We start from the raw sequence: 18,744 nt of genomic DNA on the forward strand, positions 1-18,744 counted from the left end.
TGAACTATTGAACAAATGAACCAAATAGAAAAGACACTATATATAGTCCGCCACGGCCAAACCGATCTTAATAAGCAAGGTATTGTACAGGGCCGCGGCCGCGATACCGATCTGAACGATGAAGGCCGCCATCAGGCCGACATGTTTTACCAGGCTTATAAAGATGTTCCTTTTGATAAGATCTACATATCCGAATTAAAGCGTACACAGCAAAGCATCCAGCAGTTTATTGACCTTGGTTTGCCTTACGAAAAACTTGAAGGCCTTGATGAACTTGCCTGGGGAGTACATGAGGGGCAGCCTGCCACACCCGAAACTAAAGCTGCTTTCTTAGATTTGATGCGCAACTGGCTGGGCGGTAACCTGGATGTTAAATTTGAAGGCGGCGAAAGCCCTAACGAAGTTAAAGAAAGGCAACTGCAGGCGGTGGACATTATCATGAGCCATCCCGAGGAAAAAACGGTATTGGTTTGCATGCATGGCCGGGCGTTGCGTTTGCTGATGTGTATCTTAACAGAGCAGTCGCTTACGCAAATGGATACCTTCCCTCACCAAAACCTGGTGCTGTACAAAGTAACTTACAATGGCAGTAAGTTTGAAGTTGTTGAAGCCAACAACGCCAAACATTTAAAAAACGCATAGAGAGAACGATAAGTGAATAAGATTAGAATTTCTGCCGTTAGCTATACTAACACCAAACCCTTTTTATACGGTCTGCAAGACTCCGCCATTAAAGACAAGATTGAACTAAGCCTTGATATCCCATCGGACTGTGCACAAAAACTGATAGATGATAAGGTCGATATTGGTTTAATACCTGTCGCGGCTACGTTAAGTCTGCCAAAGTGGGAGATCATCTCCGATTATTGCATTGGCGCGGTTGGCGCGGTAAACTCCGTATTTATATTTAGCAATTGCGATATAAAGGATGTGAAGCGTGTACAGCTTGACCCCGAATCGCGCAGTTCAAATAATTTGGCTAAGGTACTGATGAAGAACTACTGGATGATAGCGCCCCAACTTATTGTAAGGGCTGATGATTACGCAGTTTCGCAGGATGACCAAACCGCCTTTGTACAAATTGGCGACCGTACTTTCGGCAAAAAAGAGCATTATAAATACGTTTACGACCTTTCGGAAGAGTGGCAAAAGTTTACCGGCCTACCATTCGTGTTTGCCGCCTGGATAGCCAACAAGCCAATCCCCGAAGATTTTATAAAAGAGTTTAACCAGGCGCTTCGCCACGGCCTTGCCCACAGGCATGAGTTATTGCAAACCTTGCCACAACGCGCAGATTTTGACCTGGAAGATTACCTGATGCATAAGCTTGATTTTGATTTGACCGAGGGTAAAAAAAAAGCGCTGTACTTGTTTTTGGATTACATAAAGGCGTTGTAGTTGTAAAAATTTAATTTTTCAAAACCATATTGTTTAAATAACATTCTTATTTACAATATGGACCCACAAAAACTTAACGGACAAATCGCCTTGGTTACCGGGGCGGATAGCGGCATTGGTAAAGCGGTAGCTATTGCTTTGGCCGCTGCTGGTGCAAAGGTTTTGGTAAACCACATCAGTAGCCCAGAAAAAGCTAATGAAGTAGTTGATACCATTGCGCAGGCAGGGGGCGAGGCCTTTGAGTTTCATGCCGATGTAAGTAAGGAAGAAGAAGTACAGGCCATGTTTGCCGCTATCGTCGAAAAATATGGCACTATAGATATTCTGGTTAACAACGCCGGCCTGCAAAAGGATGCCAAATTTGTGGATATGACTTTGGATGAGTGGAATACCGTTATCAACATTAATCTTACAGGGCAATTCCTTTGCTCGCGCGAGGCCGCCAAACTGTTCATCAAGAGGGGAGTGGTAGAAAGCGTTAGTCGTGCGGCTGGCAAGATCATCTGCATGAGCAGCGTACACGAGGTTATACCCTGGGCAGGCCATGTAAATTACGCCGCAAGCAAAGGCGGTATCAGCATGTTTATGAAAAGCCTCGCGCAGGAGCTTGCACCGCATAAGGTCCGTGTAGTGGGCATTGGGCCGGGTGCCATACAAACGCCCATCAACAAAGAAGCCTGGGAAACACAGGAGGCTTTAAATGAGCTTTTAACGCTCATCCCTTACAACCGCATAGGCCAGCCGGAAGACATTGGAAAATTGGCTGTCTTTTTGGCTTCTGATGATGCAGATTACATTACCGGTACAACTATTTTGGCCGATGGCGGGATGACGTTATATCCTGGATTTGCAGATAACGGTTGATAAACCCGCTATAAAAAACATCTTTTGTCATTTAAAAGTCACATAAATAGACTTTCTTTACATTAATTTAACTTAGTGTACTTTTTACAATAAGTATTTCGTATTTTATTTTACATATTGTTAAAAGTACACTAAGTAATGATTCGATTTTTTAAATTTCAATCAAAAACACGTATTAATTATAAAATATTCATAAAAATTAGCAATAATTATGAATATTGTCAATACGGATGTACATTTGTTATATAATTTAAAACAAACGATCATGAAAAAATTATTTATATCTACCGCTATCGCAGCATTGTTCACAGTAAATGTTTTTGCTGCTAACACAATTTCAAAATCAGAAGGTGATGCTGATGCAGTATCATACGCAGTTTCTTCAAAATTCAACAGCGATTTTGTTAGAGCTGAAAATGTAACCTGGAAAGTTAATTCAAAATTCCAGAAAGCAACCTTCACTATCGACGGTGTAAAAAAATCAGCTTTCTACAACCTTCGTGGTGAGTTGATAGGCATTACGGAGAATGTACAGTTCAAAGAATTGCCTGCAAAAGCTAAAAAAGAAATTGCCGCTAAATACGAAGGTTACTTCGCAAACGAAGTTATCAAATTAGATAACGGCGATAACGGTTTCGATTCTACAGTGTATTTTGTTGACTTGAAAAACGACAAAGAAGAAGTTTTAGTAAGGGTTACACCATCTGCCGGTGTTTACTTCTTTCAGCAAGTAAAATAATCCGATCCTACATATATCGTAATGAAAGTCATTGGTTTACGCCAATGACTTTTTTGTTTTTAAATTTATTTTACCTTAATAATAAATTTATTTGGTTATTATTAATTTTATATATTTGATACAGATAGTTGTACATTCCATATTGATTATTAAACCATTTTTATACTCAGTTGAATTACCTACTGTTCTTAAACACACAATTATTAATACAATTATTTTATTATTATGAAAACTGGAAAAGTAAAATGGTTTAACACACAAAAAGGTTACGGGTTTATTATTACTGATGATGGCAAGGACTTATTTGTACACTTTAAAGATGTACAAGGCGGTGTAAACGCCATTAAAGACAACGACAATGTTGAGTATGAAGAAGAAGAAGGACGTAAAGGCTTACAGGCCGTAAACGTAAAAAAAGTTTAATTAGCTGCTTTTAAAATATATGGCCCCTGTTAAAAAACAGGGGCTTTTTTTATGCGATTTAATTTATTTTTTGCCCGCATTTTATACCTTAGCCAAACCAATAATTACAACCCTGATTTATGACCGACACTGCTTCAGCAAAAGTTTCGCGGAATGTTATATTCCTGGTACTTGTAGCCTCCCTGGGCTATTTCGTTGATATATATGACCTTTTAGTTTTCTCCATAGTGCGTAAAGCCAGCCTGCATGACATTGGCGTAGCCGATGCCGATATACTATCTAAAGGGCAATTCATCATCAATGTGCAAATGTTTGGGTTGCTGCTGGGAGGCTTGCTTTGGGGAATAATAGGCGATAAGCTTGGCCGTATCAAAGTTTTGTTTGGGTCGATACTGCTTTATTCCATAGCCAATTTCGCAAACGCATTCGTAACAGACGTTAACACCTACGCATTGATCCGTTTTATAGCGGGTATTGGCCTTGCCGGCGAACTTGGCGCGGGCATCACCCTGGTAACAGAAACCTTAAGTAAGGAGAAACGCGGCTATGGCACCATGATCGTGGCTGTGATAGGCTTATTTGGCGCTGCCGCCGCTTATGAAGCGGCTAAGTTTGGCTGGCAACATGCTTACATGGTAGGCGGCGGTTTAGGTATCATATTATTGCTTATGCGTGTTGGCACGTTTGAATCGGGCATGTTTAACAAGGTAAAACAAAGCGGGGTATCTAAAGGCAATTTTTTAATGCTGTTCACAAGCGCGGAGCGCTTTAAAAAATATTTGTACTGCATACTCATTGGCGCGCCGCTTTGGTATGTGGTGGGGGTGCTGGTTACGCTATCGCCCGAGTTTGGTAAGGCATTGGGCTCGGCAGTACCGCTTAGCGCTGGCGAGGGAGTACTTTACACCTATATCGGGATCTCGATAGGCGATATTTTTGCAGGCTTACTGGCCCAGGTCACCAAATCGCGCAAACTTACCATGGCGGTGTTTCTTACACTATCAGTAGTAAGCTCATTTATTTACTTGGGCTCAAAAGGTATTACGCATGATAAATTTGTTTGGATCTGTTTCTTTATGGGTTGCACCGTTGGTTACTGGGCAACCTTTGTAACTATAGCTGCCGAGCAATTTGGTACAAACATCCGCTCTACGGTTACTACTACTGTACCAAACTTTGTGCGCGGCTCATTGATTCCCATCAACATGGCGTTTAATGCCTTTGTAGTGCACTACGGCATGGTTACAAGCGGTTATATCATGATGGTGATACTTACCCTCATCTCGTTATTCTCGCTCAGCCAGCTTAAAGAAACCTTTGGTAAGGACCTAGATTATATTGAAGAGGAAGCCGGGGTTAGTTAAATTTAATTAATGATTTAGCGAGTTAGTGAATTAGTGATTGGAAATTGATAAACGCATTCAATAGTTTGTTTAGTTTTGCAATGTATTAATCACTAATTCACTATCCCGATAGCTATCGGTACACTCATTCGCTAATTAATGATTACAAAAGAACAAATAGCTGCCGATTACAAAGAGATACAGGACGAGATTTGCGCCGCGCTTGAGGCTACCGATGGCCTTGCCAAATTTGAAGAAGAACTTTGGGAACGAGAAGGAGGGGGCGGTGGCCGGACCCGTGTTATTCAAAACGGCAACATATTTGAAAAAGGCGGCGTTAACTTCTCTGCGGTGTACGGCCAGTTACCAGATACGGTAAAAAAAGCGTTAAATGTAGTGCAGGATGATTTTTTTGCCACCGGCATCTCTATCGTTATTCATCCCAACCACCCGTGGGTACCTATCATCCACATGAACATCAGGTACTTCGAGATGCCATCGTCATTTAACAACAGCACCCCGCCGGTGCGCTGGTTTGGGGGTGGGATAGACCTTACACCGCATTACGTGGTTGAGGACGATGCATGTTTTTTTCATCAGCAGTTAAAAGACATTTGCGACCAGTTTAACGCTGATTTTTACGAGCGCTTTAAAACCTGGGCCGATAACTACTTTTACATCAAACACCGCGACGAGACCCGTGGCATTGGAGGCATTTTTTACGACCGGTTAACTGCTACCGATGATATCAGCTGGGAAACCGTTTTCGAGTTCAGCAAGGCGTTGGGCCGCTCTTTCATCCCAACCTATACCGAGTTGGTTAACCGCAGCAGGGATAGGGAATCTACGCCCGACCAGCAGCAATGGCAATACCAGCGCCGCAGCCGCTACACCGAGTTTAACCTGGTTTACGACGCAGGTACCAAGTTTGGGCTTGAAACCAATGGCCGTATCGAATCGATCTTGATGAGCCTGCCCCCAACAGCCAAGTGGGTTTACAATTACCAGGCACAGCCGGGCAGTGAGGAGGAAAAAACCTTGTCGTTATTAAAAAAAGGCATTAAATGGATTTAATTATCATGAAAAAGATCTTTCCCGCTTTTTTATTGGTGATAGCGTTTTGTGCATTCCGTATGCAAAATACCCTGGAAGGTAAATGGCAATACAGCGGTGGCGTGTACAATGGCAAAACCGAGCAGCCATCAAAAGATTACACTTTGCAACGCAATTACGATGCTACACATTATACCGCCCTATTGCTCGAAAGGGGGCAAGAGCCATACAATTACGAGCGGGGCGATTATTCCCTGAAACAGGACACATGCCGGGAAACCCAAACCTTTAGCGCAGAGCCATCTAAGGTGCTCAACATCCTCATAAAGTACCGCTACCATATCAGTAACGATACCCTGACTTTTAACGGCATGTTACCCAATGGTAACATCGTAAAAGAGTACTGGAAAAAGGTAAGATAACCCTGTCTTTTCCACATTGTAACATTCCAATAGTTTAATGCTTTAAAACGTGGAAAACATGCATAAATGTTAGTAAAAAACGCGGCTTTTTGAGTATATTTTCTTAAATTCGCACGTTGTATAAAAACACTTTTTTTACGCATTTACTGTTAAGATTTTCCACTAAGAAAAACCAATGGCTGAAGAAACTGAAAACGAGAATTCGCACCAAGAAGACAGAATAATTTCGATAAATATTGATGAAGAGATGCGGGCCGCTTACATTGATTATTCAATGTCGGTTATCGTATCAAGGGCATTGCCCGATGTACGCGATGGTTTAAAACCTGTTCACAGGCGTGTATTGTTCGGTATGCTTGATCTGGGTTTGGCAAATAACAAACCATATAAAAAATCTGCACGTATTGTAGGTGAGGTATTGGGTAAGTATCACCCGCATGGCGATACATCCGTATATGATGCTATGGTACGTATGGCGCAAGACTGGAGCTTACGCTACCCGTTTGTTGAGGGGCAGGGTAACTACGGTTCTATCGATGGCGACCAGCCGGCAGCAATGCGTTATACCGAGGCTAAACTGCAAAAGATAGCCGAAGAAATGCTGGCCGATATCAATAAGGATACTATTGATTTCCAGCTGAACTTTGATGACTCGTTGCAAGAGCCAACCGTATTGCCTGCAAAATTCCCTAACCTTTTGGTTAACGGTGCATCGGGGATAGCGGTGGGTATGGCAACCAATATGGCGCCACACAATTTAACCGAGATTATTAATGCTACTATCGCACTTATTGACAATCGCCAGATCGATATTGCGGAATTGATGACCTACGTTAAAGGCCCCGATTTCCCTACAGGCGGTATCATATATGGTTTTGAAGGCCCGCGCCAGGCATTAGAAACAGGCCGTGGCCGTATTGTAATACGCTCGAGGGCAGAAATTGAAACTTACGGCAGCGACCGCGAACGTATCATTGTTAGCGAGATACCTTACCAGGTTAACAAAGCGCTGATGATAGAGCGTACCGCCGAACTGGTTAATGATAAAAAAATTGAAGGCATATCTGCCATCCGCGACGAAAGTAACCGCGAGGGTATCCGTGTTGTTTACGAGATAAAACGTGATTCTAACGCGGCTATCGTATTAAACAACCTGTATAAATACACCGCGCTGCAAACATCGTTCAGTGTAAATAACATCGCGCTGGTACATGGCCGCCCAATGTTGCTTAACCTGCGGGACTTGATCCACCACTTTGTTGAGCACAGGCATGAGGTGGTTATCCGCCGTACCAAGTATGAATTGGCCGAGGCCGAGAAACGCGCGCATATCTTAGAAGGTTTGCTGATAGCGCTCGACCATATCGAGGAAGTTATCAAACTTATCCGTGCGTCATCAACACCTGATGAAGCCCGCGAAGGTTTAATAAGCACGTTTGGCCTGAGTGATATCCAGGCACGCGCTATTTTGGATATGACCTTAAGGCGTTTAACAGGTCTAGAGCGCGATAAGATCCGCGACGAGTTTGATGCCCTGATGAAAACTATCGATTACTTGAAATCTATCCTTGATGACGAAGGTTTGCGGATGCAGATCATCAAAGATGAGTTAACAGAGATCCGTGAAAAATACGGTGACGAACGCAAGACCGAAATGGTACACTCATCAGCAGAAATGCAAACCGAAGACTTTATTGAGGACGAGGATGTAGTTATCACCATCTCTCGAGAAGGTTACATCAAACGTACCTCACTTACCGAATACCGCCGCCAGGGCAGGGGTGGTAAAGGCGCCATAGGCAGCAACAGCCGCGATGCAGACTTTATTGAGCATTTGCTAATAGCAAGTAACCACAACTACATGCTGTTCTTTACCGAAAGCGGGCAATGTTTCTGGTTACGTGTGTTCGAGATTCCTGAAGGTACACGTACCTCAAAAGGCCGTGCTATCCAGAACATCATCAATATCCCTAAAGAGGAGAATATCAAGGCTTACATCAAGCTTAAATCACTTAAGGACAAGGAATACCTGGAGAACAACTTTATTATTATGTGTACCCGTAAAGGTGTTATCAAGAAAACATCTTTAGAAGCATACTCACGCCCGCGTGCTAATGGTATCAATGCCATTAACATTAACGAGGGCGATGCATTGTTAGAAGCAACATTAACAACCGGTAGCAGCGAAATTGTTATGGCGCTACAATCTGGCCGTGCTATCCGCTTTAACGAAAGCACTGTTAGGCCAATGGGCCGTACCGCTACAGGTGTACGTGGTATTAGCCTTGACAGCGAGAAAGACGAGGTTATTGGTATGATCGCTATCGACGATAAAGAAACTACCGTATTGGTTGTATCTGAAAAAGGATATGGTAAACGTACGGATATTGAGGATTATCGTGTTACTAACCGTGGTGGTAAAGGTGTAAAAACCCTTAACATTACTGAAAAAACCGGAAACCTTGTTGCCATAAAAGGTGTTACTGATAAAGAAGATCTGATGATCATCAATAAATCGGGTATCATTATCCGCATGGCTATAGCAGAATTACGAACCATGGGCCGCGCTACACAAGGGGTAAGGTTAATTACCCTGAAAGGTAATGATGCGATTGCATCGGTTGCAAAAGTTGAACACGAAGAAGACGAAGTGTTGGAGGAAGCGATCTTAGCTGAAGCAACTGAAGATAAAGCTATAGCGGATGCAACTGATGCTGACGTACTTTCAGAGACACCGGATGCACCGATTAAACCAGATACTGATATTGACACAGCTGAAGCGGAAGATGAATCTGCCGATGATGACAAAACTGAATAAATAATGCAAAGCCGAAAGATCAGTATATTGATTTTAGCGTTGTTTACCACATCTTTTGCCTTTGGCCAGTCCGAAGCGTTAAAGATTGTGGTAAACAACCTTGCTTTTTATAAGCAAAAGGGTGATCTTAAGTATTTAAGCAACGCAAAAAGATCTGCAGATAGTTTAGTGGTAACCCGTAAGGATTCTGCCGACCTGGAGAAGAATGTTTACCGCATTATTGTAAACTCCAGCATCCTTTACACTGACTCGCTTAACAAGCTAAACCAGCCGGAAACTTTTTTGCCGGAAACATCTGCCTTGCTTGATAAGTTTCAGGAAAAGGGCAAGATCTACAAATATCAGCCCGAACTTGATTATGCGAAACGTTGCCTGGCAAATGTTTATATCCGCAGAGGTTTCGCTTTGTCTAAAATTAGCGATTTTAAAAATGCTGCGGATGCTTTCCAAAAAGCTAAGAAGTACGCGCCTGCACAAAAACAGATCAATGCCTATATAGCTTATGCCAGCAACAAGCAAGGCAACTTGCAGGATGCTGCCAAATATTATGACAACCTGATAAATACAGATAGCACAAAACTGGAGTATCTTGAAACCGCATCAACCATTTATAAATCATTAGGTGATACTGCAAAGGCCTTACAAATTGTAAAAAAGGGGAGAAGGCTGTTACCGCAAAACAAACAGTTACTACAGGACGAGGCTAACATCTACAATAACAAAAGGGACTATAAATCGTTAGAACCCTTAATTGTTCCGTTGATAGATAATAACGCTAATAACCCCGAAATAACTTTTGTTGCTGCAAATTGCTACGACAATTTAAACCAATACGACAAGGCGGAGTCTTTATACCTGCGTGCTATTGAATTAAACGGCGTTGCTTACGAGCCGGTGTTTAATTTAGGTTTACTTTACTTTAAGAAAAGCACACTTAAGGTAAATGATGACGATAAAAATATTACAAGTGCTATATTGTGGCTCGAAAAAGCAAACGAAATGGTACCAAAAGATAAAAAGTGCCTTGAACTATTACAGTTAGCGTACTCAAAAATTGGCAATCAAAACCAGTTGGATAGGGTTAATAACAGATTAGAACAATTAAACTAACAAACTATATTTTATAGCTAAAACCAGTTAAAAGCTATAATCACATTACCAATTTAAAACACTGTTTAATGAAAATTAAATTTCTAATGCTTGGCCTTTTAAGCCTTGTTACCGCAACTACAACTTTTGCACAAAAAGGGGAGTTGAGCACCGCACAATCAGAATACGAAAAATTTGAAGGTTTGAAGCAAGCACAGCCTATGTTGGCTATACCAAGCCTGAAAAAGGCAAAAGAATCTATAGACAAAGCCGCCGCTAACGAAAAAACAGCTTCGTTACCGCTAATTTATGCTGTAAAAGCGAATATCTACGGCACACTTGCTGAACTCGATACTGTTGCGGCATCATCGCTGCCATTGTTTACTACCGGTGCCGAAGCTTTAGCTAAAGCAAAAGGATTAGATACCAAAGGCGAAAACAAAATGCTAATTGATAACGCCAATACTGTTTTGGCGCGTTACCAATTAAATAAAGGCGTAAAAGAATACGAAAGCGGCAAATATGAACTTGCTTATAAATCGTTTGATTTTTTCCGCACGGTAATGCCCGAGGATACTAACGCTATACTTTACACAGGTTTGGCGGCATTAAATGCTAAAAACTATCCGGCAGCGATAACTAACTACAGTAAATTGGTCACCACCAAATATTCAAAAGCAGAAGCTGCTTACAGCGACCTTGTAGGGGTTTATTTAGATAATAAAGATACTACCGGTGCTGTGAAGGCTGTAGGCGAAGGTTTGGCAAAATATCCAAACAACGCAAGCCTTAGAAGAACTGAAATTGAAATAAGCCTGCAACAAGGTAAACAAAAAGAAGTACTTGATAAAATTTTAAGTGCACAGGCAAATGATCCTAAAAACAAAAGTCTTTATTACTACGCAGGTTTGGTTTACTCTAATATTGGTGATGCAGCAGGCCAAAAAATAGCTAAAGCAGCAGCGGCAGCTAAACCAGCTTTACAAGCCGCTAAAGATCAAAATTTTGCCAAAGCAAGCGCAATGTACAAGAAAGCACTGGAGATTGACCCAAGTTATTTTGAAGCTAATTTAAACATGGGTTATATCATTATATCGCCTGCAATTGATATTTACAACGGTGCAAATAAATTGCCAACAAGCCAACAGAAAGCTTATGATGCAGCTATGGCCAAAGCAAACGCACAGTTTGATCTGGCAAAACCTTATTTGTTTAAAGCAGTTGAACTACAACCTAACTCATACGACGCATTAAACAACCTGCGTACTTATTACCAGGGAAAAAAGGATAGCGCGAACTCTGCCAAAATTACTGCGCAAATTAACGCACTACAAAAAAAATAACTTCGATAGAAGAGGTATAATTAACGCCTGCAAAATATGCAGGCTTTAATTAATGTTTTTTACTTAACATAATGTTAATTATCAGACTTTTGGAATTATCGAAGCAAACTCTTTGATTTCATGGTACTTATAATAAAACTATTATTTCTTTAGGCGAAAAAATCAATACTATTTTTTTCTGTCTAAAACTCTATACACTAACCTTTTAAACGCATGATGTATTACGATACGCTAATCATGTGTCTTAAAGGTTAAATGTTAAAGCGGGTTGCGGTTTGCGCTGCACCCGCTTTCAAGCGTTCTCAACGCTTTTCTTTTTCCAGTCGACTATGTGCTAAGGCACTCAATAAAAGTCCTCCAAATCAAATAATTCATTCAATTAACTTAAACCCTGAAATTATGATTTCACACTTTTACTATTGGTATTATAAAAAATTCGGGAACTGGCCTTCCCGAAAATATATCACTATTTTAACAATGATAGAATTGGCTGCGGGTGCGCTCTGCGGCCTCGGTATTCTTTACATTGTTTATTCCTTTTTCAACTTATTGTAAAATTTTATAAAACCCGTTAAACTATGAGAACCAAATTCCATCTTAGTTTGTATATCACAGATACATAACTATTTAACAATGAAAAAACCTATTGCTAATCCGCAATTCTTTTCTAATGCAGACCGTAAACGGCTGCTAAATTCTTTAGAAACCTATTATGTCACAAAACTCAATCAGTACAATTACAATTTAAAAACTTACAAATCCCCAAATAAAACCGTTGCCGAAAATTACAATCGGCGTTTTCGTTTGGAGGTCAAAGCAATTGAGTTGATTTTGCACTCGCTTGGGTCTCAATTCATGCAAAATGTCAAACCAAATCATAGAAAAACCACTGAACTTAATGCCCGAACAAATGGGCTTATTCAAGGTGAACTCAAACCTGTTGATAATTAAAATAATTTCTTGCGCTGACGGTCTTGTGAACTTCGTTTTTCCTTTACGCAATGACGGTAAGGTGTTAACCGCTTTCCAGCATGATATTTACCTTCCTTTAAAAGAGTTGGCTAAATATCCTGAACTTGGCTTAAAGTCGGTTAACCCTCCCCGTCCTTTCACACATCGTACATAATGCTTAAAACTTCCTCTAAACAACAAAAAGTCATACGTGGCACGGAGGCTTTTTCACCTAAGGCATATAAAGACAGTAAAAACCCTACAACTGGTAAGCAACTCTATTCTATTGGCTACGGCCATCAAATACAGAATAATGAACAATCCTTACTTTCTGCTACTATTTCTGTCGCTAAAGCTGAACAACTTTTTGCCTCTGACCTTGCACCCCTCGAAAACGCTATTAACTCAAAATGCAGGGTAAAACCTAACCAAAACCAATTCGACGCTTTAGTCGATTTCGGTTACAACTGCGGTGAGGGTGCTTTGAACAAGGTCATATCTACTTATAACGCTAACCCGCATAACATGGCGGCTGTTACGAATAATATGAAACTATATAATAAAACCCGCTCTAATAAAGATGGGTCGCTTTACGTTTCATCTGCTCTAACTGACCGCCGTAATGACGAGGCTTCGTTATTTAGTTCGCCTGTTGCTAAAGGTGCAATGTTGGCTGCGGTCGGCCTTGTCGTTGGCTACATGGTTCTGTCGTAATGGCAAAACCAAAAACTTACAACGTTATCATCAAACTTGCCCCTGCTGCCACTCGTGATGCTGAACAATGGACAAAATTCCATGGGCTTGTCGCCCCTGCATCGTTCCGCAGGCTATATGTTTGGCTTGATAAAAACCATCCTAAATGGTGTTACGGTAATGTGTTCTACTATAGGAAACAAGTCGGTTCTTTTAAAAAAACTGACCGTCCTACTTCCTTCTAATACATTTACCTGACTTTCCATCAAAAAAAAACTCTGCAAGTGAAACCCCTTTCTTATTGGCTTTAAAGCATTGACTACCCTTTTAAAATGGTAAGTAATATGCAATATGCGGTCATTGGTCAAAAATGGTCGGTCTTTGCTAAGCCTTTAAGATTGGCGTTTCCTTCGGATATTATCCTCTAATTCACTATTTATTAACCCTTTAACCCCCTCTGTTTAAATGCTTGACAGTTTAACAAGCGATACAGCCCGTATAATGGCGGGCGGTGTTGTCGCTTCCGTTCCTACTCAAATGGCCTCTCCATTGGAACAACATTCCTTAATTGGAACTGTTATCACTATTGTTGTGCCTTTTGTGTTGTCTGCGCTTTCGCAGCTTGTTTTAACCCTTATAAACAAAAAATACAATGCTAATAAGGCCGCGACATCAGAAAACTAAAAAGTCGCTTAAAACGCCTGAAAATGGCCTTAAATGCGACCTCAACGGCTACGGTAAGGTTACTACCTTAAAAATCGGCAAACTTCGCCTTAAACGGCGTGAAATTGCTGATACACCTTATGCCGCTCGCCTGTACGTTACACCCGATACAATCACCTTTCTCAACGCTCTGGGCGTTGACCTCGGCGTTACTTGGGATGAGGCGTTACGTGGCATTATAGAACTTCACAAAGTGAGTAACGACCCTATCAGCGGTCTACGCTTAACCTGTCCTGCTCTAAATTAATGTACCAAGTTAGTAACACGGTACATACAGTCCAGTCGACTGGACTATTATCCAATTAATTCATTTATTTCAATGGCACAATCAATCCGCAAAAAGAAACCTTCCATAGTTTCCCGATTACGTGCGAAAATTCGCCTTTTAAGTGCGAAGCGTAAAATTTCAAAAAAACCAAAAACAACCATGCGTTTCAACAACCGTTCATCTCGTCGTTCTTCATTCCGCTCTAACCGTTCATCATTCAGGCAACGCCGCTCGGGTGGCGGTGGTTTTTCCCGCCGTGTTCCTTTACTCGGCTTTCGTATGCCGTCCATCCTTATTTGGCTTGCCGTTATAGGTGGCGGTATGTTTTTCGGTAAAGACTACATTAAACCAATGATAGACCGCTTTACAAAAAAATAAGATTTCACAATCTTAACATTTCAATCAATTAATTAATTAAAAACCCTTTTTCCCTTCTAAAATGCAAATCAAACACTTAGAAATTAAAAATCAAACGCTTCAAAATATCAAGTTTGACGCTATTTCTGTTAAGGCTATGTTAAACGGCCTCGGTGATGCCGGCTCTCAACAAGTCGATTTTTCTAAAGCTAACATTCAGGTTATTTTGACACGTGACAGTACGCCGCACGTTATCATGCAATCTAACCTTAAAATTTTAGGTTTAGCTTCAACATTAAATACGTTAAACCAAGCGGCCTTTGCAGCGGGTGCCCCTATCGCTGAACAATTGGTTAACGGTCAATCCTCAATGGTTTCTTTTAACATCCCGCTGGGCGGCGTTATTGACCTTCATGGTGAAGATACTATTTATGTTGAGGTTCAGACAAATTCGGGTTTGTTCCTGAACCCTGCTTTAGAGGCTGCTTCATATCTTGAAGTAAAGCCAATGAAGTGCTATGGTGTTGAAAAAATGATACCTCGCATCCGTGCAATGGTTATCCAACAAAACGAAGCATCAAACCAGTACATGGTAGGTAATAACCTTATTCGCCTGGCATTGCTGAACTTTGACAAAACAGATTTTAAAAATAACGTTGTCAACAACGTTGTTTTTTCGTCTGACAGGTTAGACGATACTTACAACTTTTCAGATTTGATTGCCAAAAAGCAATCTCAATTTGGAAACCAGTTGATTTCTAACGCTGCTAACGATATTGCCGCACTTATCCAAAATGACCAGAGTTTCTTGTTAACCGATTTCCATCACGAATTTGATGCGGTTACATTGGATATTTCTTTCAATGCGCCAAACGTTACCGCTGCATCCAATTACATAGTTACATGGAACTATGATACTGATTGGACTATCATTGAAAAGGCGAATGCTAAAGTCGCCTCTTTTGACGAGCAAACTAAGAAAAAACTTGATCAGGCTACAACCTTAAAAAAGTAATTTCTTAGGTATCTGTTTACAAAACGGGCTACTTCGGTAGCCCGTTTTTAATACCTTAAAAAATGTCTATTTTTTCTTTTCTTGGTAAGGGCTTAAAGATCGTCGGAAAAACCGCACTTGGTGTGGTTGGTTCTACTGTCGGTCTTTCAGGCCTTTCAACTGTCTTTGACAAAAAACCTAACGCCAACGTTACCCCGCAGCCTGCGACTGTTGCGGCCTCCCTTAACATTGGCACTCCCTTTGACCCTAATAACCCCGCAGGCCAAAGCATTGGCGGTGCTATTACTGGCCTTTTCGGGTCAATGTCTGACTTCTTCTCTGGTCGCACTCATGTGCAAGCTGATGTACATACGGAAATTGGCGGCACTCGTGACCCTTACGGCTCTGCCCGTTCTTCGGGCTTGCCTTCTTGGTTAATCCCTGTCGGCCTCGGCGGTCTTGCTCTTTTGCTGCTTAGCAAAAGTGGTTCTTCTTCTCGTCGTTACTAAGTGTATGCCCTTAATCGGGCATACCTTTTAAACCTGTTTTTAACCTTTCTAATCAACACTATTAATTAACCCTAATACTTGCCGTCTTTCTTTATAAAGTGGCTTGTATCTAAAATTCGTTAAAAATAACTATTATGGAACTTCCTTCTTTAATTAACCAATTACTTCGCAAAGCTGCACCCACAACAGCTATGGAAAATCAGCGCATTGACGATGATTGTAAGCTATGGTATGAAACCCTTGCGAAAAAAATAAAAGATAAAATTGCCAAAGGTGAAAAACCCTCCATTTTTGAAATGGCCTTTCAACAGCTTGATAGCTGGTATGGCCGTCTGATACTGGCAATGTCTTACTTCTTTATCCTCCGCTTTATTCAGGACTTAATGAACCCTGCGGACGATCCTACCGATTTAGAAAATACTGACTAATGTCTTTCGACCAAGACTTTGAAGATTGGTCGGGGGGCAAAATGAAACTTACGGATTATCTGAATAAGCAAAGCGGTTCAGAATATCAGAACCTCCGTAAAAGTGATTTACCCCCTCACCCGCTTCGACGGTCTCAAAATCGTAACTCAAACACTATGGCGCAAAATCGTTCTACTTCTTTTAAAATGCCAAAATTCAACATGCCAAATATTAACATTGGTTCTGTTATTAATTTGGCTATACTCGGCTTTGTTGGTATAGCGGGATATAAGCTATACAATATGTTTTTTGGCGGTGCTTCTAATGTTATTGATGACAAAAAGGACAAAGGAGAAAGAGCCGCTGCCGCGATGTATGTTAGTTCTGATCAGGCTAAAGCGGATACGGCTAAATCAACTGCTGCTTCTTTGTCATCTAAAGGTCTCATAGCCACATCACAGCACGGAAAATTAGCTATTTATTACAATGATCTTTTTAATAATATGTTTCCAGATCACGGTAAAATTTTAGCAACTGTTAAGGGCCAGAACGTGCAAACCTTTAGGTTAGTTTCGGGCGTATATGGTAAAAGAGAAATTTATTGGTACACTAAATTTTCTGTTATTCATCTGACTGCTAAAGAAACTGCTTTTACCCTCGGTGACACTTTGAAGATGATACTATCTGAAAGTGAACTTAAATCTATTCATTCCTATATTACTTCAATTTAATGAAACCTGAAACTTTAAACAATCTCATTGTAAAATTCATTGATTACAATACGGAGGAATACGCAAAAACGCTGCTTACTAAAGTTAATTCTTCTCGTTCACTCGAAAATATTAACCCTTATGTTGGCGTATTGAACTACCCTTCCGATATGTTTTTACAGACAAATCTTGAATACCATAAAACGGTACAATTTCAAAATACTACCTATTTGGGATATATGGATTTTCTGTTGCCCCCTCTCGATGCCCTCGTCGATGTGGGCTTAACTTACACGTTACTCTCTTTTAACCTCGATGGTATTAAGCGGCAATTCGTTCAAATATCCTCGGGTTTAACTGTTAACGGTGGTCTTTCTTTCAAAGATTTTATTTTGAAAAAATACCCTAAGGGCGACCCTGCGGGTTTTGTCTTTAACCGCTTCGCCCTTCATTATATTACTGATATAGAAATTAGTGGCGGCAATGCTGTTCTTGACCCTGACGGTACTTTTACTATTATCTCAACTGGTACAGGCTCGTTTACACCTTCGATAGAATTTGAGATAGGTGTTTCGGGCTATGCCGCTATTATCCTGTAATGCGATATAGATCATTAATCAAATCATCGCTTCACGACATTAGATGTTGTGATGAAACAGTTACCTCCGACCCTGTGTCGGGTGACGTTATTTCTTGGCGTGGTATTATCCCCGCTGACCCTTGCGTTAAGGTCGGTGATGCTAATACGGGCTATATTCACATTATAACACTTGAAAAATTAATCAATGGTGTTGCTAATGGTGATACTAAGCCGAATGCACCCTCCGACCCTAACTACATACCTGATTACCTTAGTACTTTTACTTGTCCTCTCCCTGTGCCTACCGGTTCGCTGTACGCTCGTAATAATACTAATCGTTCTATGACCGTTCAGTTCTTTAAAGAAGGTACTACCAACTATCAAAACAGGGATGTTAACGCATCATCATCCATTACTGAAAGTCTTTCATCAGGACTTTACGATGTAACTGTTAGGGCTGAATTTACGCCACCTTCTAATGGTCCTACTTTGCACATGCAGTGCAATATTAACGGCATTACCCAGATAACAAATAATGGTTCGTTGTTTCATTTTCAACATGTGACCCTACCAATTGATATTTCGGTTATGCCTACTATCTCACCTACTAATTAAAATTTATGTCAATAATTTTCGGTACTCCTATCACGCTAACTTCACAAGAGTTGGGCGTGGTTAAACAGGAGGCAATAGACGCTTATATAGCTGCTAATCCTTGTCCTCCTGCTGCTCCCCTGCTCACTGCTGGTTTTAATGTTATGGACAAATCAGATGCCCCTGTTGGCTCTGTTGTTTGTCGCATTATTAATGGCAATGGTGCTTCATGGGTTGTTCCAAAAAGTAACCTATACGGAACGCTCGTCACTCCTGATGAGGTCGGTACGGAGGGTTCAATAGTTTTTGATATACCCGTTGGCTATGGCGTTGTTGCTGTGGCAACGAACATTCCCGCTTATAACCATTATTGCCAAGCTTACGCCGCTGAAAGTACTTTTTCTTATAGCTGCTCCTATGTTTCAAGCGGTGTATTTTTCTCTTTTATCATCGTTAAAGTATAATC

The 18,744-nt window shown here is 41.0% G+C and carries 24 protein-coding genes; all 24 read left to right on the forward strand.

Features of this window, described 5'->3' with window-relative positions; genetic code table 11:
- Window positions 1-15: 15 nt before the first annotated feature.
- The 24 genes from ABIB39_RS12580 (at window position 16) to ABIB39_RS12695 (ending at window position 18,742) form a co-directional block, all read left to right on the forward strand.
- Window positions 16-642, forward strand: a complete 627-nt coding sequence (locus ABIB39_RS12580; protein WP_354430497.1) for a histidine phosphatase family protein — start codon at window positions 16-18, stop codon at window positions 640-642.
- Between the two features lie 12 nt (window positions 643-654).
- A complete protein-coding gene (locus ABIB39_RS12585) occupies window positions 655-1,398 on the forward strand; it encodes a menaquinone biosynthetic enzyme MqnA/MqnD family protein (RefSeq protein ID WP_354430499.1) in 744 nt (247 codons plus the stop codon).
- Between the two features lie 57 nt (window positions 1,399-1,455).
- Window positions 1,456-2,262 carry an SDR family oxidoreductase gene (locus ABIB39_RS12590; protein WP_354430501.1) on the forward strand — a complete coding sequence of 269 codons (807 nt, stop codon included), beginning with the start codon at window positions 1,456-1,458 and terminating at the stop codon, window positions 2,260-2,262.
- 265 nt (window positions 2,263-2,527) lie between these two features.
- Entirely contained in the window at window positions 2,528-3,001 is a 474-nt protein-coding gene (locus ABIB39_RS12595; RefSeq protein ID WP_354430503.1) for a hypothetical protein, read from the forward strand.
- Between the two features lie 225 nt (window positions 3,002-3,226).
- Entirely contained in the window at window positions 3,227-3,424 is a 198-nt protein-coding gene (locus ABIB39_RS12600; RefSeq protein WP_067061679.1) for a cold-shock protein, read from the forward strand.
- A 119-nt stretch (window positions 3,425-3,543) separates the two neighbouring features.
- The gene (locus ABIB39_RS12605) at window positions 3,544-4,788 is read left to right on the forward strand and encodes an MFS transporter (RefSeq protein WP_354430506.1); all 1,245 of its coding nucleotides are present in this window, start codon (window positions 3,544-3,546) and stop codon (window positions 4,786-4,788) included.
- A gap of 138 nt (window positions 4,789-4,926) precedes the next feature.
- On the forward strand, window positions 4,927-5,841 hold the full coding sequence (hemF, locus tag ABIB39_RS12610; RefSeq protein ID WP_354430508.1) for an oxygen-dependent coproporphyrinogen oxidase: 915 nt from the start codon (window positions 4,927-4,929) through the stop codon (window positions 5,839-5,841).
- A 5-nt stretch (window positions 5,842-5,846) separates the two neighbouring features.
- Window positions 5,847-6,242 carry a hypothetical protein gene (locus tag ABIB39_RS12615; RefSeq protein WP_354430509.1) on the forward strand — a complete coding sequence of 132 codons (396 nt, stop codon included), beginning with the start codon at window positions 5,847-5,849 and terminating at the stop codon, window positions 6,240-6,242.
- Window positions 6,243-6,417: 175 nt separating this feature from the next.
- Window positions 6,418-9,060, forward strand: a complete 2,643-nt coding sequence (gyrA, locus tag ABIB39_RS12620) for a DNA gyrase subunit A (RefSeq protein ID WP_354430511.1) — start codon at window positions 6,418-6,420, stop codon at window positions 9,058-9,060.
- A 3-nt stretch (window positions 9,061-9,063) separates the two neighbouring features.
- Entirely contained in the window at window positions 9,064-10,170 is a 1,107-nt protein-coding gene (locus tag ABIB39_RS12625; RefSeq protein WP_354430512.1) for a tetratricopeptide repeat protein, read from the forward strand.
- A gap of 68 nt (window positions 10,171-10,238) precedes the next feature.
- Window positions 10,239-11,492 carry a tetratricopeptide repeat protein gene (locus ABIB39_RS12630; RefSeq protein WP_354430513.1) on the forward strand — a complete coding sequence of 418 codons (1,254 nt, stop codon included), beginning with the start codon at window positions 10,239-10,241 and terminating at the stop codon, window positions 11,490-11,492.
- Between the two features lie 633 nt (window positions 11,493-12,125).
- On the forward strand, window positions 12,126-12,443 hold the full coding sequence (locus ABIB39_RS12635) for a hypothetical protein (RefSeq protein WP_354430514.1): 318 nt from the start codon (window positions 12,126-12,128) through the stop codon (window positions 12,441-12,443).
- Between the two features lie 174 nt (window positions 12,444-12,617).
- A complete protein-coding gene (locus tag ABIB39_RS12640; protein ID WP_354430515.1) occupies window positions 12,618-13,157 on the forward strand; it encodes a lysozyme in 540 nt (179 codons plus the stop codon).
- Window positions 13,157-13,381, forward strand: coding sequence for a hypothetical protein (locus ABIB39_RS12645; RefSeq protein WP_354430516.1), 225 nt, complete (start codon window positions 13,157-13,159; stop codon window positions 13,379-13,381). Before ABIB39_RS12640 ends, ABIB39_RS12645 begins: the two co-directional genes overlap by 1 nt.
- 220 nt (window positions 13,382-13,601) lie before the next feature.
- Window positions 13,602-13,820, forward strand: coding sequence for a hypothetical protein (locus ABIB39_RS12650; RefSeq protein WP_354430517.1), 219 nt, complete (start codon window positions 13,602-13,604; stop codon window positions 13,818-13,820).
- Window positions 13,789-14,106: a hypothetical protein gene (locus ABIB39_RS12655; protein ID WP_354430518.1), complete on the forward strand. Its 318-nt coding sequence runs from the start codon at window positions 13,789-13,791 to the stop codon at window positions 14,104-14,106. Before ABIB39_RS12650 ends, ABIB39_RS12655 begins: the two co-directional genes overlap by 32 nt.
- Before the next feature lie 180 nt (window positions 14,107-14,286).
- On the forward strand, window positions 14,287-14,505 hold the full coding sequence (locus ABIB39_RS12660; protein WP_354430519.1) for a hypothetical protein: 219 nt from the start codon (window positions 14,287-14,289) through the stop codon (window positions 14,503-14,505).
- 61 nt (window positions 14,506-14,566) lie between these two features.
- A complete protein-coding gene (locus tag ABIB39_RS12665) occupies window positions 14,567-15,499 on the forward strand; it encodes a hypothetical protein (protein WP_354430520.1) in 933 nt (310 codons plus the stop codon).
- A 62-nt stretch (window positions 15,500-15,561) separates the two neighbouring features.
- A complete protein-coding gene (locus tag ABIB39_RS12670; RefSeq protein ID WP_354430521.1) occupies window positions 15,562-15,987 on the forward strand; it encodes a hypothetical protein in 426 nt (141 codons plus the stop codon).
- Window positions 15,988-16,121: 134 nt separating this feature from the next.
- Window positions 16,122-16,415, forward strand: coding sequence for a hypothetical protein (locus ABIB39_RS12675; RefSeq protein WP_354430522.1), 294 nt, complete (start codon window positions 16,122-16,124; stop codon window positions 16,413-16,415).
- A complete protein-coding gene (locus ABIB39_RS12680) occupies window positions 16,415-17,125 on the forward strand; it encodes a hypothetical protein (protein ID WP_354430523.1) in 711 nt (236 codons plus the stop codon). The genes ABIB39_RS12675 and ABIB39_RS12680 overlap by 1 nt, the downstream gene beginning before the upstream one ends.
- Window positions 17,125-17,703: a hypothetical protein gene (locus tag ABIB39_RS12685; RefSeq protein ID WP_354430524.1), complete on the forward strand. Its 579-nt coding sequence runs from the start codon at window positions 17,125-17,127 to the stop codon at window positions 17,701-17,703. The genes ABIB39_RS12680 and ABIB39_RS12685 overlap by 1 nt, the downstream gene beginning before the upstream one ends.
- A gap of 74 nt (window positions 17,704-17,777) precedes the next feature.
- Window positions 17,778-18,299, forward strand: coding sequence for a hypothetical protein (locus ABIB39_RS12690; protein WP_354430525.1), 522 nt, complete (start codon window positions 17,778-17,780; stop codon window positions 18,297-18,299).
- 5 nt (window positions 18,300-18,304) lie between these two features.
- Complete coding sequence (locus ABIB39_RS12695; protein WP_354430526.1) at window positions 18,305-18,742, forward strand: hypothetical protein; 438 nt, start codon at window positions 18,305-18,307, stop codon at window positions 18,740-18,742.
- Window positions 18,743-18,744 lie beyond the last annotated feature (2 nt).

Origin of the sequence: Mucilaginibacter sp. UYP27 (assembly GCF_040547175.1) — a bacterium.
Lineage (GTDB): Bacteria > Bacteroidota > Bacteroidia > Sphingobacteriales > Sphingobacteriaceae > Mucilaginibacter.

What these genes read in the sequence shown, in the direction of transcription:
- ABIB39_RS12580 (WP_354430497.1), top strand. Translation starts at nt 16, where the DNA reads ATGAACCAAATAGAAAAGACACTATATATAGTCCGCCACGGCCAAACC.
- ABIB39_RS12590 (WP_354430501.1), top strand. Translation starts at nt 1,456, where the DNA reads ATGGACCCACAAAAACTTAACGGACAAATCGCCTTGGTTACCGGGGCG.
- ABIB39_RS12595 (WP_354430503.1), top strand. Translation starts at nt 2,528, where the DNA reads ATGAAAAAATTATTTATATCTACCGCTATCGCAGCATTGTTCACAGTA.
- ABIB39_RS12600 (WP_067061679.1), top strand. Translation starts at nt 3,227, where the DNA reads ATGAAAACTGGAAAAGTAAAATGGTTTAACACACAAAAAGGTTACGGG.
- ABIB39_RS12605 (WP_354430506.1), top strand. Translation starts at nt 3,544, where the DNA reads ATGACCGACACTGCTTCAGCAAAAGTTTCGCGGAATGTTATATTCCTG.
- hemF (WP_354430508.1), top strand. Translation starts at nt 4,927, where the DNA reads ATGATTACAAAAGAACAAATAGCTGCCGATTACAAAGAGATACAGGAC.
- ABIB39_RS12615 (WP_354430509.1), top strand. Translation starts at nt 5,847, where the DNA reads ATGAAAAAGATCTTTCCCGCTTTTTTATTGGTGATAGCGTTTTGTGCA.
- gyrA (WP_354430511.1), top strand. Translation starts at nt 6,418, where the DNA reads ATGGCTGAAGAAACTGAAAACGAGAATTCGCACCAAGAAGACAGAATA.
- ABIB39_RS12625 (WP_354430512.1), top strand. Translation starts at nt 9,064, where the DNA reads ATGCAAAGCCGAAAGATCAGTATATTGATTTTAGCGTTGTTTACCACA.
- ABIB39_RS12630 (WP_354430513.1), top strand. Translation starts at nt 10,239, where the DNA reads ATGAAAATTAAATTTCTAATGCTTGGCCTTTTAAGCCTTGTTACCGCA.
- ABIB39_RS12635 (WP_354430514.1), top strand. Translation starts at nt 12,126, where the DNA reads ATGAAAAAACCTATTGCTAATCCGCAATTCTTTTCTAATGCAGACCGT.
- ABIB39_RS12640 (WP_354430515.1), top strand. Translation starts at nt 12,618, where the DNA reads ATGCTTAAAACTTCCTCTAAACAACAAAAAGTCATACGTGGCACGGAG.
- ABIB39_RS12645 (WP_354430516.1), top strand. Translation starts at nt 13,157, where the DNA reads ATGGCAAAACCAAAAACTTACAACGTTATCATCAAACTTGCCCCTGCT.
- ABIB39_RS12650 (WP_354430517.1), top strand. Translation starts at nt 13,602, where the DNA reads ATGCTTGACAGTTTAACAAGCGATACAGCCCGTATAATGGCGGGCGGT.
- ABIB39_RS12655 (WP_354430518.1), top strand. Translation starts at nt 13,789, where the DNA reads ATGCTAATAAGGCCGCGACATCAGAAAACTAAAAAGTCGCTTAAAACG.
- ABIB39_RS12660 (WP_354430519.1), top strand. Translation starts at nt 14,287, where the DNA reads ATGCGTTTCAACAACCGTTCATCTCGTCGTTCTTCATTCCGCTCTAAC.
- ABIB39_RS12665 (WP_354430520.1), top strand. Translation starts at nt 14,567, where the DNA reads ATGCAAATCAAACACTTAGAAATTAAAAATCAAACGCTTCAAAATATC.
- ABIB39_RS12670 (WP_354430521.1), top strand. Translation starts at nt 15,562, where the DNA reads ATGTCTATTTTTTCTTTTCTTGGTAAGGGCTTAAAGATCGTCGGAAAA.
- ABIB39_RS12675 (WP_354430522.1), top strand. Translation starts at nt 16,122, where the DNA reads ATGGAACTTCCTTCTTTAATTAACCAATTACTTCGCAAAGCTGCACCC.
- ABIB39_RS12680 (WP_354430523.1), top strand. Translation starts at nt 16,415, where the DNA reads ATGTCTTTCGACCAAGACTTTGAAGATTGGTCGGGGGGCAAAATGAAA.
- ABIB39_RS12685 (WP_354430524.1), top strand. Translation starts at nt 17,125, where the DNA reads ATGAAACCTGAAACTTTAAACAATCTCATTGTAAAATTCATTGATTAC.
- ABIB39_RS12695 (WP_354430526.1), top strand. Translation starts at nt 18,305, where the DNA reads ATGTCAATAATTTTCGGTACTCCTATCACGCTAACTTCACAAGAGTTG.